The sequence below is a fragment of the Oceanobacillus kimchii X50 genome (genome assembly GCF_000340475.1).
In the GTDB taxonomy this organism is placed as follows: Bacteria; Bacillota; Bacilli; order Bacillales; family Amphibacillaceae; genus Oceanobacillus; species Oceanobacillus kimchii.
Window position 1 is genome coordinate 1,998,522 of the sequence record NZ_CM001792.1, and the last position, 16,992, is coordinate 2,015,513.

The following is a 16,992-nucleotide window of genomic DNA, read 5'->3' on the forward strand; positions in this document are numbered from 1 at the left end:
TGACTATGCCTTTTCAAATTTTATTAAATGTATTAATTGCATTTTTATGGATGTTTTTACAGAATGATTATACCGCAATTACTTTCGTTCTAGGTTATCTTATTGGAATATTATTGTTGTTTTTCATTCGACGATTTCTTAAAACCGAATTTTATTTTAAAAGAGTTTGGGCAGCTATTAAATTAATTTTCTTATTTTTAAAAGAGTTAATTAAAGCAAATATCGATGTCGTACGAGTAGTTCTAAGCCCGAAACTTAACAATAAACCAGGAATCGTTGCTGTTGAAACAAAACTAGATACCGATTTAGAAATTTCCTTGCTTGCAGCTCTAATTACTTTAACACCTGGTACCGTTTCAATGGATTTCTCACCAGATAGTAAAACTATATATGTACACTCCATTGATGTTCAAGATCGAGAAGAAGTGATTCGAGATGTACAGAATACTTTTGAACGAGCGATTATGGAGGTGACAAAGTAATGATGAATACAATACTTATGATTGCGTTAGTAATAATGGCAATAACGCTTGCTTTGTTATTTATACGCGTAATCATTGGTCCTTCCATTCCTGATCGAATTTTAGCTTTAGATGCAATTGGCGTTACACTTGTAGGTTTTATTGGTATCATCATGATACAACAAGACACAATCGTTTATTCAGATGTAGTACTTCTGTTAAGCATTTTAGCTTTTGTTGGTACCTTCGCTCTATCAAAATTCTTAGAAAGGGGTGCTGTTATTGAACGTGGTGATTGATACAATCGTAATATTATTGGTAATTATTGGTTTGTTCTTTACCGTTGTTTCCGCAATTGGTGTATTACGTCTGCCTGATGTGTATTCCCGTGCACATGCAGCAGGAAAAAGTGCGACACTTGGAGTAATGTCAATTATGTTAGCAGTATTTATTCATTTCTTGTCTCATGGTACAATGAATGCAAAAATACTATTAGCAATAATTTTTCTATTTATGACAGCCCCATTAGCAAGTTTAATGATTACACGATCTGCATATCGAACAGGAGTTAAATTATCAGATAATACTACTATTAATGACCTTGCGGATATGTATAAAGAAGAAACAAAAGAATCCAATTGATAAAATTGGGTTCTTTTTTCTCTATTTTCCAGATTAATTAATGTAGGAATTGGAAATATTACTAACAACTCAGATACGATAACTTATAAAATAAGGAGAAATCAACTTGAATACTTATGATCTTATTTCAGCCCTAAAAATAAAACAACAAATTGGTCAATTACCGAACGTTATTTCTTCCATTTCACACAATTCTCGTCAAGTGACCGATAACTCCTTATTTATTTGTATAAGTGGTTTTACTGTAGATGGGCATAAATTTGTAACGGAAGCTATAGAAAATGGTGCAACATGTATTGTGGCAGAAAGAGATATTGATATCGATACAAATAAAGCTGCGTTAATAATTGTTCCAGATACAAATAAAGCCATAGCAACTCTGGCTGCTACCTTTTACAATCACCCTTCTCATGCCTTAACATTATACGGGGTTACAGGAACAAATGGAAAAACAACGGTGACAACCATTATTAAGCATTTATTAACACAAAATGGACTTTCTGCTGCCCTAATTGGAACGAACGGTTTCCAGATAAATGAAGATATATATTCTAGCAGTAACAATACAACGAGTGACATCTTAACAAATCAACATCTGCTGTATGAGTCAAAAAATCAAGGTGTAACACATGTGGCAATGGAAGTATCGTCGCATGGATTAGAACAAGGCCGTCTATGGGGAATTGATTTTTCCGTAGCTACCTTTACCAATTTATCTCATGAACATTTGGACTATCATGGAAGTATGGAAGAATATGCTGCTACAAAGGTTCAATTATTTAGCTCTCTGTCTATCCAGCCTAATAAACAAAAATTCGCTATATTAAATCGAGATGATAGTTGGTACGATTTTTTCCAAAAACGAACCCCTGTACAAATTGTTTCGTATGGAATTCATGAAGAAGCGGATTTCCGAGCTACTGAAATAAAATATCATAAAGACGGCACAACATTTGAACTTTTAACACCAGAAGGAAACTATCGAGTACAAACAAAACTTATGGGTGAGTTTAATGTATATAATATTCTAGCAGCGATCGCCACGGTTTATACAAAAGAATCTATTCCCTTAAAAAAATTAGTTAAATCAATCGAATTCACCCCTAGCCCTCCTGGCAGAATGGAGAAATTAGAAAATGATGGAGGTAGGCATATATACATCGACTATGCTCATACTCCAGATGCACTAACAAAAGCAATTAATAGTTTACTACCTTTCAAGCAAAACAAATTAATTGTCGTCGTAGGTACTGGTGGTGACCGAGATAAAAGTATACGACCGTTACTAGCTATAGCAGCATCAGTAGCAGACTATGTTATTTTAACCATCAATGATCCAAGACATGAAGATCCAAATAAGATATTACAAGACCTTGAAAAAGGAATGTTACATCATCAATATGCTTGTATAGCAGATCGTAAACTAGCTATTCGTGAAGCAATAAATCAATCTTCTCCTGACGATATTATTTTAATTGCTGGGAAAGGAAAAGAACCGTATCAAATAATCAAAAATAAAAAAGTAACTCATAATGATGCTACAATTGCACTAGAATGTAGCAAAGAATTATTTCCAAATATATAAAATGTATTGATTTTATTTGGACAGACACGATTTCACCTCTACGCTCATAAAGTGTTACATAGGCTAATACCTAGCTGTTTTGACACATAAGCTATAGTTTTAGGAGGTGATCGCGTTTGTCCGGAATATTATCCGTACTTGGCCTTATTATCAAAGAAGCACTTTTCTTCGTATCCTATGTAAAGAATCATTCTTTCCCTCAGCCCCTTCCCCCAGATGAAGAAGCTAAATATCTCCAACTTATGCAAGAAGGAGACGAGATGGCGAGAAATAAACTTATCGAACATAACCTTCGTCTCGTTGCACATATTGTAAAAAAATTCGAAAATACTGGTGAGGATATGGAAGATTTAATATCTATTGGTACAATTGGACTAATTAAAGGCGTAGAAAGCTTTTCTACCGATAAAGGTACCAAATTAGCCACTTATGCTGCTCGGTGTATAGAGAATGAGATTCTAATGCATTTACGGGCATTGAAAAAAGTTAAGAAAGATGTCTCTCTTCACGACCCTATTGGCCAAGACAAAGAAGGAAATGAAATCAGTTTGATTGATATTTTAGAAGCAGAGAATGAAAATGTAATTGAGTATATTCAGTTAAATATGGAGATATCAAAAATGCAGAAGTATTTTTCTGTATTGGATAAACGAGAACGGGAAGTCATTGTTTATCGTTATGGCTTAAATGATCGTGAAGAAATGACTCAACGTGAGATTGCTAAGAAATTAAATATATCAAGAAGTTATGTCTCTAGAATTGAAAAAAGGGCATTAATGAAAGTATTTCATGAATATTATCGAAAAGAAAGGCAGAACTAAAATAAAACAATAGTTGCTTTGAGCTTGCGCCGGACGTGGCTGGTTCAGTTATTTAGTTATTCATTGCACACAAATTTTATAATTTCCTTTGCTATAACGTAAAAAGCAGCCAATTAGTTTGGCTGCTTTTATAATAAATAAAATTATATTTTATTAACCATAGTTATTATTAATTGAGCAGCATTTTTTCCAGCTGTCTCTAAAAATTGATCAAATGACACGGATGATTTTTGTCCGGCAATATCAGATAAAGCACGGGTAATAACAAATGGTGTATTGTATCGATAACATACTTGTGCAATAGATGCTGCTTCCATCTCTAATGCTAACATATTCGGAAAACGTTTTTTAACAATATCCGTTTGATCCTTTCTTTGCATAAATGAATCACCTGTTGCAATGATTCCAGTCCTTGAACTAATTTCTATATCTTTCATAACTTCTGAAGCTAAATCAACTAGTCGCTCATCTGCTTTATAAGTTGCTGGCATACCAGGTACTTGACCATACACATAATCAAATGCTGTTGCGTCTACATCATGATGCAATACTTCTGTAGAAATTACTACATCTCCTACTTGTAGATCACTAGCAAACCCACCAGCAGAACCAGTATTTATAATGATGGTCGGGGAGAATCGCTCATGTAGAATAGTTGTAGCCATTGCAGCATTTACTTTTCCAATACCTGATAATAGTAAAACTACTTTCTTGTCCTGTAGATGACCTTTATAAAAGTAGCAACCTGCTACCTCTAATTCTTCAATATCTTTCATTTGCTGTTTTAAAAGAGCAATCTCTTCGTCCATTGCTCCAATTATTCCAATTGTCATAGTAACCCCCAAAATCTATTTTTTATCATTCTCGATCAGCTCTTCTACTTTGGTAGGTTGCCAACCTTCTCCATCAATCCATTGAAGGTATACACGAAACACTTGCGTTTCATCCATGTCGGAAACGGTAGCAACTACTTTTTGATCACCGCCATTTTCGACGCGCCATTCTACCATGTTTTCCGGATTAATACCCGTTACCATAGAAGTTGCTTCTTTAATTTCAATTCGATCCTGTGAACCATCATCATACGTCGTTGTATGCGGACCTTCTTGCTCTGTACCAATAGGTTCCCAATTACCTGTATATGCTTCTGAAACATTTTCATCCGATGGTTCAACTGATTCTGTTTCTACATTATTGTTTTGTTCATTAGCTTGTTCGTTATTATCATTATTTTCTTCCGTTGAATCATTCTCTTCATCTTGTCCATTTTCTTCGTTGTCTGTGGAATTATTATTTTCTTCCTCTTCTTCACCTGGTTCAGTTATAAGGAAATCAGAGTCTTCATCTGAAGATGAGTTTTCATTCTCATCAGCATTTCGTTCTTCTCCTCCACTACCACCAAACACCCAAATTCCGAGGAGAATTATAACTAAAATACTAGCAGCGATTATACCAATCGTTATGGCTTTTGTACTCTTTCTTCTTTTTTCAAATTTATCCGATCTCGTTTGATTCATATCACGACTCATCAGATTCCCTCCCCACCTTTATAATTGTAGCATACTACCGTATTCTCGCAGTGACAACTATTTTACGTATAAAAATATTATAACGGTAACAATACTTTATAACATTCGTTTCTAACAGGGATTTTAAGGTTATTATTCGTATTTACACCTATTTAGTTACCAAAATGAAATGCCTATAAAGTATTTTACTCTACAGGCATCTACACTTACTCTACATTTGTAATTCGTACATCTATATCTCCACCAGGTGTTGATACGGTTACTTCTTCACCAATTTCTTTTCCTAATAAGCTTGTAGCCATTGGAGAGTCATTGGATATTTTCCCTTCAAATGGATCCGCCTCAGCGCTTCCTACAATTGTATAGGTTTCTTCATCACCATCTGGTAACTCTACAAAAGAAACGGATTTACCAAGGGATACAATATTAGGATTATCATTATCATTTTCTATAATTACAGCATTACGTATCATTTTTTCAACTTGCGTTATACGTTGCTCCACAAATGCCTGCTCATCTTTTGCAGCGTCATACTCCGAATTCTCAGACAGATCACCAAAGTCACGAGCAACTTTTATACGCTCTACAACTTCTTGTCTACGATCTGTCTTTAAATAATGTAATTCTTCCTCTAATTTATCTTTTCCCTCTTGTGTCATGTAATAGCTTTTTTCAACTGTCATCTCTCTACACTCCTTCTTTTCACTTTCCAATTAAATAAGTCTTACAACTTATGTTGGAAACATTTACAATATACTAATGCCTACTATGGCAGATTTATTATTAATTTTCAATATATCTTTCCGTTTATTATAACCCTCTAGATAAAATTTTTTCTATTTTAGAAGCCATGATATCAATTGCGACATGGTTTTGTCCACCTTCAGGTATGATAATATCAGCATAACGCTTCGTTGGTTCAATAAATTGCAGATGTGATGGACGAACATTTTGGATATATTGATCAATTACTGAATCCAATGTTCTACCACGCTCCTTGATATCACGCATTAAACGACGAATAATTCGTAAATCCGCATCGGTATCAACATAAACCTTTATATCCATTAAATCAACTAAACGTGGATCTTCAAGTATTAATATACCTTCTACAATAATAACTTCTTTTGGTTCCACACGAATAACGTCTTTTGACCGTGTATGAATTTTATAATCATAAACAGGTTTTTCAATTGGTTCATTATGCATTAATTGCTGTAAATGTTCTATTAATAAATCATTATCAAACGCCAATGGATGATCATAATTTGTATTTAATCTTTCTTCGAATGGTAAGTGACTTTGATCTTTATAATAATAATCTTGCTCGATTACCAAAATTGATGTTTCAGTAAATCGTTGACAAATTGAGCGGGTTACAGAAGTTTTTCCTGATCCACTTCCTCCTGCTACTCCAATTACTACTGGTTTTTGCTTTGTCATTATCTTGCTCCTCCTAATTTCCTACTTCTTGCTTATAACTAATAGCTACTCCATCACCAATCGGTAAAATTGATGTCTGATAATATGAATGATTCATTAATTTTTCATTAAAGTCTCGTAATTTTTTTACCATACTTCGAAAACGTTTAGGAGTCTCCTCAGGTGTTGCTACATACCCTCTAAATAATACGTTGTCCGTTATGATTAATCCACCATTTTTCACCATTGAATCGGCTAGTTCTAAAAATTTGCTATACTGTCCTTTTGCAGCATCAATAAAGACCGTATCAAAGAGCTCATTATTTCCTTGCAATCGGCTCATTTCTTCCAAAGCGTCTCCATGAATGACCTTTATGCAATCATCTTTGTCCAACTTACTAATATTTTCAATGGCATCAAAGTATCGTTTTTCATCTTTTTCAATCGTTACGATGGTAGCCTGGTGAGTATTTTCTTGCATTCGTAATGCGGAATAACCTATGGCTGTCCCAACCTCTAGAATCCGCTTTGGTTGGTGGATTTGTAATAATACTTGAACAAAATGCATACTTGTTTTGTCCATTATAGGTATATTATTCTCTTCTGCAACAACCTCAAGTTGCTCTGCCCATTCAGGAGAATTAGGAGTTAAACTTGCCAAATAATGTGATATTATATCATCCATTGTTTTCCCTCTCATCTAAATGAAAACGGAATGTGAAGATATTCTCTCCACAACTCCGTTTAATTAATATATTCTTCTCTATTTTCTACATGCTGTTCAAAATCCTCTGCGAAATGGAGATTTCCTTCTGAATCATGAAGGAAATATAAATAGTTAGATTCCTCAGGTTCAACTACTGCTTTTAACGAGTTTTCCGCAAAGTTAGAAATAGGTCCAATAGGAAGTGCCTCAACAAGGTACGTGTTATAAGGTGATTCAACTTCCAAATCTTCAAATGTAACTACTTCCTGATGTTCTCCTAGTGCATAAATAACTGTAGGATCAGTTTGTAATTTCATATCATTCTCAATACGATTGTAGAAAACCCCGGAAATTTGAGGACGTTGTTCTTCTGCCGCTGTTTCTTTTTCAATGATACTCGCAAATGTAATTGCTTCATGTACCGTAAATTCCGTTGATTCTACTTGTTCACGATAACGATTATAAACTGTTTGAGTTTGTTGAAGCATTTTTTCAATAATTGTATCAATACTTGGGTTCTCTTCATAAAAATCATAGGTGGAGGCGAATAAATATCCTTCTAACGGAGTTCTTATATCTTCTTGTAATATCTCTTCCGTTAATAAATCCGGATACTTTTCAATTAATTCTTCTATATATGCATCATCGTTAATTCTTTCAAGAAATTCTTCTTTTGTAAAGTCTAAATTCTCACTATAGATCTCTGCAATTTGATCCACGGTTAAGCCTTCAGGAATTGTTATTCTATGCGTTGCTTCCATAACCACTCTACCTGTTTGCAGTGACTCAATGATTTCATTAAAATTCATGGATGGTGTAAAAGTATATTCGCCTGCTTGGAATTCAGTAATATTATTGAACTTCGTATAAAAACGAAAAACCCTAGCATCTTTTATAATTCCGTTCTCTTCTAATGTATTCGCAATCGTTGATGTTGAAGAACCCATAGGAATTTCTACAGCAATTTTTTCATCACTATCAGGGTTAACAGGTTTTAAAGAACTGCTAATATATAAATATCCTGAAATTCCACCAATAATTAATATGAGTACCATTGCGATAATAATTATGGATACAATTTTTCTAACAGTGGAAGCTTCTTCTGCTCGTTTTTTCATATTATAAAAGAAGCCACCCTGCTTTTCTTTATTCGACACTATGTATCCCCCTTTCATCCGCTATATTATACTAAAAAACGCCAACATATTCCATTATTATATCAAAAGCTTCATGAATCCGTTTTAGAGCCGTACAAATTGGACCACGTCTGAAGGAGATATAGGAAACACGCAGGTTTAGAGGTTAACATATAAAAAGCTGATGCCACCTAAAGGCACCAGCTTGCAATATTTTGTTGTATTAAGCATCTTCTTCTTCTGCTAAGGTGTTTAACATTTCTTCTACCATTTGCCATTCATCATCAGATTCGATTGGGAAAAGCGTAAAGTCTTCATTTTCCTGTTCTTCGAATCGAAATGCATATACCTCAACTTCTTCTTCTTCTGCTTGTTCAGCAGGAACGACTGCAATGTATGATTGTTCCGTTTCATCTACATCAAATGTAAACAGAACTTCAAATAAATGCTCGTCCCCATTTTCATCCGGAATAATAATTCGTTCTTTTTCTTCTAAAGCCATATAAATCCTCCTTTCCAGAGTAACTGGCTATAACACCATTGTAAAATTTAAGGATTCCACTTTATTTTTGGTCCAAGTATCCCTGTAATATCATGACAGCAGCCATTTTATCAATAACTTTTTTACGCTTACTACGACTCATATCTGCTTCTAGTAGAATACGTTCAGCTGCCATTGTTGTTAAACGTTCATCCCATAAATCAACGGGAATTTGAAATACTTTTTCAATATGCTTGGCATAACGTTGAGAAGCTTCTCCACGCTCACCGATTGTGCCATTCATGTTTTTAGGTAATCCAATAATAGCTTTTCCTATTTCATGTTCACTTATTATTTTTTCTAATTCTTTATCGGCAGAGGACAGGTCATTTTCATCCCAGCAAATGGTTTTTATTCCTTGAGCAGTCCAACCTAAAGCATCGCTAACTGCCACACCAATCGTTTTTGAGCCGACATCTAAACCAATTATTTTCATTTAGTCTCCTTGTTCTGTTCTAGATAAAACTTAACAAGTTCTTCGATCACTTCATCACGTTCTACCTTACGAATTAAATTTCTGGCATCATTATACCGCGGGATATACGCAGGGTCACCAGATAATAAATACCCTACAATCTGATTGATCGGGTTGTATCCTTTTTCTTGCAGTGATTCATGCACTGTCATCAAGATTTCCTTAATATCCTGATCAAATGGTTCTTCTGAAAAATTGAATTTCATCGTTTTATCAATTGAACTCATCGTGACACCTCATCCCAATTTGCCTTCTACAAATATTTTAACATGTTTGTGGTTATTATTATACTTTTTTCCTAATGAACATACAACCATCAAGATTATTTGACGGTTTCTGCTATATATTGCTCCACGGATTGGAGAGCTTCTTTAATTTTAGAAGGGTCTTTTCCACCCGCTTGAGCCATATCTGGACGGCCACCACCGCCACCGCCACAAACAGTAGCAGCCTGTTTCACAATATTTCCAGCGTGCATGTTCTTCTCTAACATATCTTTTGTAACTCCAGCAACTAGTTGAACTTTACCATTGTTTTCTGTAGCAAGTAAAATTACTCCTGAAGAAAGCTTCTGTTTCAATTCATCCATCATTGAACGTAATTGATTCATATCTTTAACGTTTACTTCTTGTGCAAGTAAAGGTACCCCTGAAATTTCTTTTACCTCATCAAGAATCGAAGACGCTTCTAAGTTAGATAACTTAGCACTTAACGAATCTACTTGCTTTTGTGATTCTTTTAATTCAACTTGTAATCCCTCAATACGATCAGGCAATTGTTCTTCTGTAGTTTTTAGTTTTTGAGCACTAATATGCAATAAATCTAATTTTGTCTTTAAATAATCATAAGCTTGTTTACTTGTCACAGCTTCAATACGACGTGTTCCCGCTCCGATCCCTGTTTCCTGTACAATTTTAAATAAACCAATTTCCGCAGTATTTATTACATGACATCCACCACATAATTCAATGCTATAGTCACCAATTTGAACAACACGAACAATGTCACCATATTTTTCACCAAATAACGCCATTGCTCCCATTGCTTTTGCTTCATCAATTTTCTTACTTTCAATTGCTACAGGTAATGACTCCCATATTTTTTCATTTACTTTTTGTTCGACTTGTTGTAATTCTTCTGCTGAAACACGATGGAAATGAGAGAAATCAAATCGTAGTCTTTCTGGACGAACTAGTGATCCTGCTTGGTTTACATGACTACCTAATACATCTTTTAAAGCTTGATGTAATAAATGGGTAGCTGTATGATTCTTAATAACATGATTTCGGAAAGTTGTTTCCACAACAGCATGAACAGGTTCGTTAACTTTGAAATTACCTTCTTTAACTTCGACTTGGTGAATATGTTGTCCATTTGGTGAATTCTGAACATCGGAAACATAGGCAGAAGCATTTTCTGTATAAATCCACCCATTATCAGCTACTTGTCCCCCACTTTCTGCATAAAACGGTGTTTCTTTTAAGAAAACGTACAATATATCTCCCTGATTCGCTTCATCAATTTGCTTCTTGTCTTTTATTAAAGCTTCTATAGTAGTTTCCTTCTGTAATTGGTTATAGCCAACAAACGAACTTTCTATTTTTATCTCAGTGAAAATCGTATCTTGCACCTGCATAGAATCCACTTTTTGACGTGCACTCCTTGCGCGCTCTCGTTGTTTACTCATTTCTTTTTCGTAGCCAGCTTGATTCACAGTAAAGCCCTGTTGTTCGACATATTCCTCTGTTAATTCTTTTGGAAAACCATACGTATCATAAAGTCGGAATACTTCTTCTCCTGGGAATACCTCACTACCTTTTTTACGCTCTTCTTCTATAATAGAAGTTAAGATAGTTAAGCCATCATTCAGTGTTTCATGGAATCGTTCCTCTTCCACTTTGATAACGTCAGAAATGTAATCCTTATCTTTTTGGACTTCTGGGTAGAAATCTTTCATTATGTTCCCTACTACTGGTACTAACTGATACATAAATGGTTCATTAATACCTAAGTCCTTCGCAAATCTTACTGCACGGCGAATTAATCGACGCAGAACGTAACCTCTTCCTTCATTGGAAGGCATTGCTCCATCTCCAATAGCGAAACTAACTGTTCGGATATGGTCTGCAATTACTTTAAAGGAGGTATCTTCTGCCTCTAAAACACCATATTTCCGATTCGAAATTCGTTCTGTTTCACGAATAATCGGCATAAATAAATCTGTTTCAAAGTTAGTTGATACCTGTTGGATAATCGATGTAAGACGCTCTAAACCCATTCCTGTATCAATGTTTTTCTTAGGAAGCGGAGTATACGTATCATCTGGATTATGGTTAAATTGAGAAAATACAAGATTCCACACTTCTAAATAGCGATTATTTTCTCCTCCTGGGTAAAGCTCAGGATCGTTTGAATCATTACCATAAGCCTCTCCTCGGTCATAGAAAATTTCTGTATTGGGTCCACTTGGCCCTTCACCAATATCCCAAAAATTTTCTTCGATACGGATAATGCGTTCTTTTGGAATTCCGATATCATTTAACCAAATATCATACGCTTCATCATCTTCAGGATGGACAGTTACAGAAAGTAATGATTCATCAAAGTCAATCCATTTTTCATCCGTTAAGAATTCCCATGCCCATTCCATTGCCTCTTTTTTAAAATAGTCTCCAATGGAAAAATTACCTAGCATTTCAAAAAACGTGTGATGTCTTGCTGTAAAACCAACATTTTCAATATCATTGGTACGAATCGACTTTTGTGCATTTACAATTCTTGGATTTTCTGGAATAACTCTACCATCAAAGTACTTTTTTAATGTAGCTACTCCACTATTTATCCATAATAGTGTCGGGTCTTCATGAGGTACAAGTGATGCACTTGGCTCTACAGAATGACCTTTCTCTTTGAAAAAATCGATAAACATTTGTCTAATTTCTGCTGATGTTAGTGACTTCATTTTATTATCCTCCTTTAAACTTATCAGCCAATAAAAAAATCCCCTCTCTGCTTATGCAGGGACGAGATATCGCGGTACCACCCTAATTATGAATAAAGTTTATTATCCATCACTTGAGTCATGGTAACGGTGTGAAACCGACGGTGATTAGCCGTACTCAGGCATAGCTTTCCATGATAACTGTCTAGTGTTCCTTGCAGCCTTAGGGAACTCCTCTCTTTAAAACAACTATATTCATGTACTTTTACCTTCTACGTGATAAGCCTTATTATGTTAGCGCCATTATATAATAAGTTAATCGCAATAGTCAATCTAGGTATGTCGAAATTCAATAAATTGCTGAACAATAACTTTTGCTATCATTAAAATTGGTACTGCTAAAATCATTCCTAATAGTCCTCCAAGTTGACTACCTAATAATAGTGCAAAAATAATTGCGACTGGATGAATGCGAATTGTCTTACCCATTATATATGGAGATAATAAGTTACTTTCGATAATTTGCAAAATAAATATCGCTAAAATTACAAGTAAAACCTTTCCGCTATCCCCTGCAGTATAGGCAATTGTAATCACCGGAATTGCACCAATTATCGGTCCAAAATAAGGAATGATATTTACAATCGCTAATATACTTGCAAGTAATAATGCATAGGGTATCTTCATTAGCATAAATAACAAAAATGATGCAATTCCAACAAATAAACTAACAATTAATTGACCTCTTATGTATCCTCCTAACCCTTTGTCTAATTCTTTCATTAAAATCTTCGCATCATCTCGATATCGAGAAGGGATAAACTTTCCTAAAAATGAAAGAATTTGTTTGAAGTCTTTTAAAAAATAAAAGACAAGAACAGGGATAACAGTAATAATAATTACTTTATCGATTAAACCATCAAAACCACCAACTAAATTCGCAAGCAATTGGTCTATTCGCGATTCAATCGATGCAATCATATCATCTATTCGGTCATGTACACCTTCTGGCAAGAAAGAAGTATATTCATACACTCGAAGGATGAGTTGTTCATAGAGTGAAAAGAACTCCGGTATATTCTTACTTATCTCGGATATTTGTTGCACAATTACTGGATATCCCAGATAAATCGACAGACCAACACCACCAAAAAAAATAAGATAGATAAGTAAGATAGCTATACCTCGATGAATATGAAGTTGATGTAATTTCTCAATTACTGGATGTAATAAATAGGTAATAAGCATGGCGATAATAAATGGAATTAACAGTTTTCCAACAAACATAAAGAACCCGCTATAATAAGGGATAGTAATTACAAATAAATAAAAAGTGATAATGACTAAAATACCTATTACGAGATAGTAGATGACAGTTTTTCGGTCAATTTTTTTCCACATAAATACACTCCTCAGCTATTTTTCATGTAAAGCTGGGAGTATATCACAAGCGTCGTTCTTCTAATGTAAATAGATCGTCTAATGAGCTTAAACTACCATCTGATTCAATTTGATGAACGTTGATTTGATCACCGGAAACAGACAATTCGATACAGCATGACCAACAATAATAGTCCTGGGAACCAATTTTACCAATTTGTTTACCATGACAATTTGGACAACGTAGCATATATATCCCCTCTTTATTAAGAATTATTGCTACTATCCTTGCCCAATAAATTAATAATTATACTCAATTTACATAAAGTCATATGGGGAAACTTCTTCATCGTCTTGTTTGATGTCTTTTTTTATAGATTCATTTTCTATTCGTGAGACTAAAGCATCTTTTAATGAAGTATTACGTTGATTTGTATCTTTGGTATTTACACCTTTAATAAATGCGGATTGTTCCCCACATATTATCAACGATTCTTTACTTCTCGTTATCGCTGTATACAATAAATTTTTTCTCAACATACGATGGTGTGCATATACAACCGGTAAGAGTACAATTGGAAATTCGCTTCCTTGCGATTTATGAATCGAAATACAAAAGGCATGTGTGAAATTATTATAGTCCTTACGAATATAAACAACTTCTTTATCTTCAAAAGCAATGACAATTTGTTCTTCATGTTCGGTGTTTTCTTCTGGTTTAAATATCGCAACAATCTCGCCAATATCACCATTATAAACGCCATCTTCAGGTTGATTGACAAGTTGAATAACTCGATCGCCAACACGGTAAATGACATCTTGATAATGAATCTCTCTACGCTTCTCAGTTGATGGATTTATCAATTTTTGCAGTTCCTGGTTGATGATATTAATACCTGCTTGAGAACGATACATCGGAGCTAAGATTTGAATGTTATTCAAATCTATTCCTTTTGCTTTTGCCTTTTTCATAATGGAAGATATAACTTCTATCATTTGAGGCTCTCTACATGAAATAAAGCTAAAATCTCGATCATTGGATAAAGACGATGTTGTACAATTATCTTGTTTAATATCATGAGCTAACTGAATGATTTTTGAGCCTTCTTTTTGCCGGTATACCTCTTGTAGAGAGACTGTCGGTAACAAGTTACTATGCATAAGGTCCGTTAAAACTTGTCCCGGCCCTACAGAAGGAAGTTGATCTTCATCACCTACTAATAACACCTGCATATCCGCCGGAATAGCTTTGAACAAATGATTTGCTAACCATATATCAACCATAGAAAATTCATCCACTATTAATAACTTTCCATCTATTTGGTCATGCTCATCTTTTTCAAAGCTACCAATCCCATTCCAACCTAATAACCGATGAATGGTTACTGCAGGAATTCCTGTAGATTCTGTCATTCGCTTGGCTGCTCTTCCTGTAGGAGCTGTGAGCACAAAAGGAAAATCTGACTTATTCTTATAATCTTTTAGGTCTAACGATACTTTTTGCAAAGCCGCATACGCTTTTAGGATCCCTTTTATTACGGTGGTTTTTCCCGTGCCAGGACCTCCGGTTAAAATCATTAATTTTGAATGGATTGCATGATTAATAGCATCAAACTGTTCTTTTCCGTAACTTAATACTTCTTCTTCTTCAATAGAACCAATAATTTTTAACATTTCTGCCATAGGGATATTTTCTTCCAGTGGCTTATCTATAATTCGCTTTAGGTTTGCAGCAAAGCCATCTTCTGCATAGTAAAGAGAAGGTAGATATACTTTTTCATCAATGACGATGATTTTCTTTGCCGCATTTAATTGATTAAAAACTTCAGTGACAATCTCTATATCACTTGTAGCAATACGTAATAAATCTACAACTTCTTCCAAACACAATCGTAAAGGTATGTATACATGGCCAGATTGAATAGCTTGCTGTAAAACAAAGATAACCCCTGCTCCAATCCTACTTTCATGAGTTCCAGCTATACCTTGTTGCGTTGCTATTTGATCGGCTGTTCGAAAGCCAAATCCTTCAATATCAAATACAAATTGATATGGGTCTTGCTTTAATAATTCTATGGCTTCATCCTTATACGTTTGATAAATAACTTGAGCCATTTTTAAGCCAATACCATATGTTGCTAAATGAACAGCAACATGTTCAAATCCTTGATTTTCTTTAAGTCTATTCGACAGTCGTTCAGCTGTCTCTTTAGATAAACCTTTAATTCCCATTAAAGCGTCATCATTATCTAAAATCTTTGATATTGCCTGCTCACCGAGTTTATCTACAATTCTCTCTGCAGTTCTTTTTCCAACGCCATAAAAGAGATCGCTTGATAAATAACTTATCAAACCATCTCTTGAACTTGGTATTATTGTTTCATAAGAATGAACCTTTAGTTGTGTCCCATACCTCGGATGTTTTTCTAATTCACCATAAAAACAGTAAGCCGTCTGTTCTTGAAGGGTATCAAAATAACCTTTTACAATAATTTCTTTATCATCATAATCTAGATTCGTATCATCTATCTGGACACGAATAATCGAAAAATGTTCGGCTGCATTTTGAAATATTGTAGTAAGAACGGTACCTTTGGCAAATAAAGGTATATTTTGATCTTCAGACATAATATAATCTGTCATTTTAATAACCCCTTAAAATAAATCCATATGGTATTACTCCTGATCTTCTAAAAATGCCAATACCGTTTTCTTACCATTTGCAGCCAGCACATGATCAGGTTGAATTTCCAACGCCTGTTCAAAATAGCTCATTGCCTCATCAGCATTATCATGGAACAGCGAAATAACACCTAAATTATAATAAGCATCACTATGATCTTCATTTAACTTTAAAACTTGATGGAATGTTTTTTCGGCTTCCTCTAAATACTCTAATTGGGCAAGAGCAAGCCCATATTGGAATAGTATTGTTTCATCATTATTAGAGAGCTCCGTTGCACGCAATAAATAAGGTAAAGAAAATTTGATTTGTTCATCATTTTTAAAACTCATTCCTAGCATAAAGTAAGCATCACTTTCTTCCAAACCATTTTCAATTGCTTGTTTAAAATACTGCTGTGCATTAGAGAACAATTCTTTATCAAAATATAGATTCCCTAATGCGTAATAAGCAGTCGCAGCATTTTCATCTAAGTCAATGGCTTTTTCAAAAAAACGTTTTGCGCGCTCGGTTTCATTTAATTGGAGTAATAAATTCCCAAAATTTATATAACCAGTTGGATCTCCTGGATTTTGTTCAATTACTTCATTAAAAAGAGCTGCTGCTTCTTGATATTTATTCTCTTTCATTAAACTAATTGCTTGTTGATTCTTGTCCATTGTTGATTCAC

The 16,992-nt window shown here is 34.5% G+C and carries 19 protein-coding genes; 5 read left to right on the plus strand and 14 right to left on the minus strand.

All coding sequences use genetic code 11. The annotated features are described in order from the left end of the window. Window positions 1–5 precede the first annotated feature (5 nt). From C794_RS10590 to sigK, 5 genes are all read left to right on the plus strand, one after another. Window positions 6–482 carry a Na+/H+ antiporter subunit E gene (locus tag C794_RS10590; RefSeq protein ID WP_017797108.1) on the plus strand — a complete coding sequence of 159 codons (477 nt, stop codon included), beginning with the start codon at window positions 6–8 and terminating at the stop codon, window positions 480–482. Next, window positions 482–760 (plus strand): Na(+)/H(+) antiporter subunit F1, encoded by a 279-nt coding sequence (locus tag C794_RS10595; RefSeq protein WP_017797109.1) that lies wholly within the window; start codon window positions 482–484, stop codon window positions 758–760. The genes C794_RS10590 and C794_RS10595 overlap by 1 nt, the downstream gene beginning before the upstream one ends. Further along, window positions 744–1,103: a monovalent cation/H(+) antiporter subunit G gene (gene mnhG, locus C794_RS10600; protein WP_017797110.1), complete on the plus strand. Its 360-nt coding sequence runs from the start codon at window positions 744–746 to the stop codon at window positions 1,101–1,103. Before C794_RS10595 ends, mnhG begins: the two co-directional genes overlap by 17 nt. A 106-nt stretch (window positions 1,104–1,209) precedes the next feature. After that, window positions 1,210–2,688 (plus strand): UDP-N-acetylmuramoyl-L-alanyl-D-glutamate--2,6-diaminopimelate ligase, encoded by a 1,479-nt coding sequence (locus C794_RS10605; RefSeq protein WP_017797111.1) that lies wholly within the window; start codon window positions 1,210–1,212, stop codon window positions 2,686–2,688. Window positions 2,689–2,804: 116 nt separating this feature from the next. Next, window positions 2,805–3,509 (plus strand): RNA polymerase sporulation sigma factor SigK, encoded by a 705-nt coding sequence (gene sigK, locus C794_RS10610; RefSeq protein ID WP_017797112.1) that lies wholly within the window; start codon window positions 2,805–2,807, stop codon window positions 3,507–3,509. 143 nt (window positions 3,510–3,652) lie between these two features. On the opposite strand, the gene mtnN is transcribed toward sigK, so the two are convergent. The 14 genes from mtnN to C794_RS10680 all read right to left on the minus strand — a co-directional run bounded on the left by mtnN (window position 3,653) and on the right by C794_RS10680 (window position 16,981). After that, on the minus strand, window positions 3,653–4,342 hold the full coding sequence (gene mtnN / locus C794_RS10615; protein WP_017797113.1) for a 5'-methylthioadenosine/S-adenosylhomocysteine nucleosidase: 690 nt from the start codon (window positions 4,340–4,342) through the stop codon (window positions 3,653–3,655). A gap of 15 nt (window positions 4,343–4,357) precedes the next feature. Beyond that, window positions 4,358–5,038, minus strand: a complete 681-nt coding sequence (locus C794_RS10620; protein WP_017797114.1) for a YrrS family protein — start codon at window positions 5,036–5,038, stop codon at window positions 4,358–4,360. A gap of 206 nt (window positions 5,039–5,244) precedes the next feature. Beyond that, the gene (gene greA, locus C794_RS10625; RefSeq protein ID WP_017797115.1) at window positions 5,245–5,721 is read right to left on the minus strand and encodes a transcription elongation factor GreA; all 477 of its coding nucleotides are present in this window, start codon (window positions 5,719–5,721) and stop codon (window positions 5,245–5,247) included. Window positions 5,722–5,848: 127 nt separating this feature from the next. Continuing rightward, the gene (gene udk, locus C794_RS10630) at window positions 5,849–6,481 is read right to left on the minus strand and encodes a uridine kinase (protein ID WP_017797116.1); all 633 of its coding nucleotides are present in this window, start codon (window positions 6,479–6,481) and stop codon (window positions 5,849–5,851) included. 13 nt (window positions 6,482–6,494) lie between these two features. Continuing rightward, window positions 6,495–7,145, minus strand: a complete 651-nt coding sequence (locus C794_RS10635) for an O-methyltransferase (RefSeq protein ID WP_017797117.1) — start codon at window positions 7,143–7,145, stop codon at window positions 6,495–6,497. Between the two features lie 59 nt (window positions 7,146–7,204). Continuing rightward, window positions 7,205–8,323 carry an endolytic transglycosylase MltG gene (gene mltG / locus C794_RS10640; RefSeq protein ID WP_017797118.1) on the minus strand — a complete coding sequence of 373 codons (1,119 nt, stop codon included), beginning with the start codon at window positions 8,321–8,323 and terminating at the stop codon, window positions 7,205–7,207. A gap of 202 nt (window positions 8,324–8,525) precedes the next feature. After that, window positions 8,526–8,804: a DUF1292 domain-containing protein gene (locus C794_RS10645; protein WP_017797119.1), complete on the minus strand. Its 279-nt coding sequence runs from the start codon at window positions 8,802–8,804 to the stop codon at window positions 8,526–8,528. A gap of 61 nt (window positions 8,805–8,865) precedes the next feature. Next, window positions 8,866–9,279, minus strand: coding sequence for a Holliday junction resolvase RuvX (ruvX, locus tag C794_RS10650; protein WP_017797120.1), 414 nt, complete (start codon window positions 9,277–9,279; stop codon window positions 8,866–8,868). Then, entirely contained in the window at window positions 9,276–9,545 is a 270-nt protein-coding gene (locus tag C794_RS10655; protein WP_017797121.1) for an IreB family regulatory phosphoprotein, read from the minus strand. The genes ruvX and C794_RS10655 overlap by 4 nt, the downstream gene beginning before the upstream one ends. A gap of 95 nt (window positions 9,546–9,640) precedes the next feature. Next, on the minus strand, window positions 9,641–12,280 hold the full coding sequence (alaS, locus tag C794_RS10660) for an alanine--tRNA ligase (RefSeq protein WP_017797122.1): 2,640 nt from the start codon (window positions 12,278–12,280) through the stop codon (window positions 9,641–9,643). A gap of 312 nt (window positions 12,281–12,592) precedes the next feature. Next, on the minus strand, window positions 12,593–13,660 hold the full coding sequence (locus C794_RS10665) for an AI-2E family transporter (RefSeq protein WP_017797123.1): 1,068 nt from the start codon (window positions 13,658–13,660) through the stop codon (window positions 12,593–12,595). 43 nt (window positions 13,661–13,703) lie between these two features. After that, window positions 13,704–13,889 carry a hypothetical protein gene (locus C794_RS10670; RefSeq protein WP_017797124.1) on the minus strand — a complete coding sequence of 62 codons (186 nt, stop codon included), beginning with the start codon at window positions 13,887–13,889 and terminating at the stop codon, window positions 13,704–13,706. A 68-nt stretch (window positions 13,890–13,957) separates the two neighbouring features. Further along, window positions 13,958–16,282, minus strand: coding sequence for an SF1B family DNA helicase RecD2 (gene recD2, locus C794_RS10675; protein WP_017797125.1), 2,325 nt, complete (start codon window positions 16,280–16,282; stop codon window positions 13,958–13,960). Window positions 16,283–16,315: 33 nt separating this feature from the next. Continuing rightward, entirely contained in the window at window positions 16,316–16,981 is a 666-nt protein-coding gene (locus tag C794_RS10680) for a tetratricopeptide repeat protein (protein ID WP_017797126.1), read from the minus strand. Window positions 16,982–16,992: the final 11 nt, after the last annotated feature.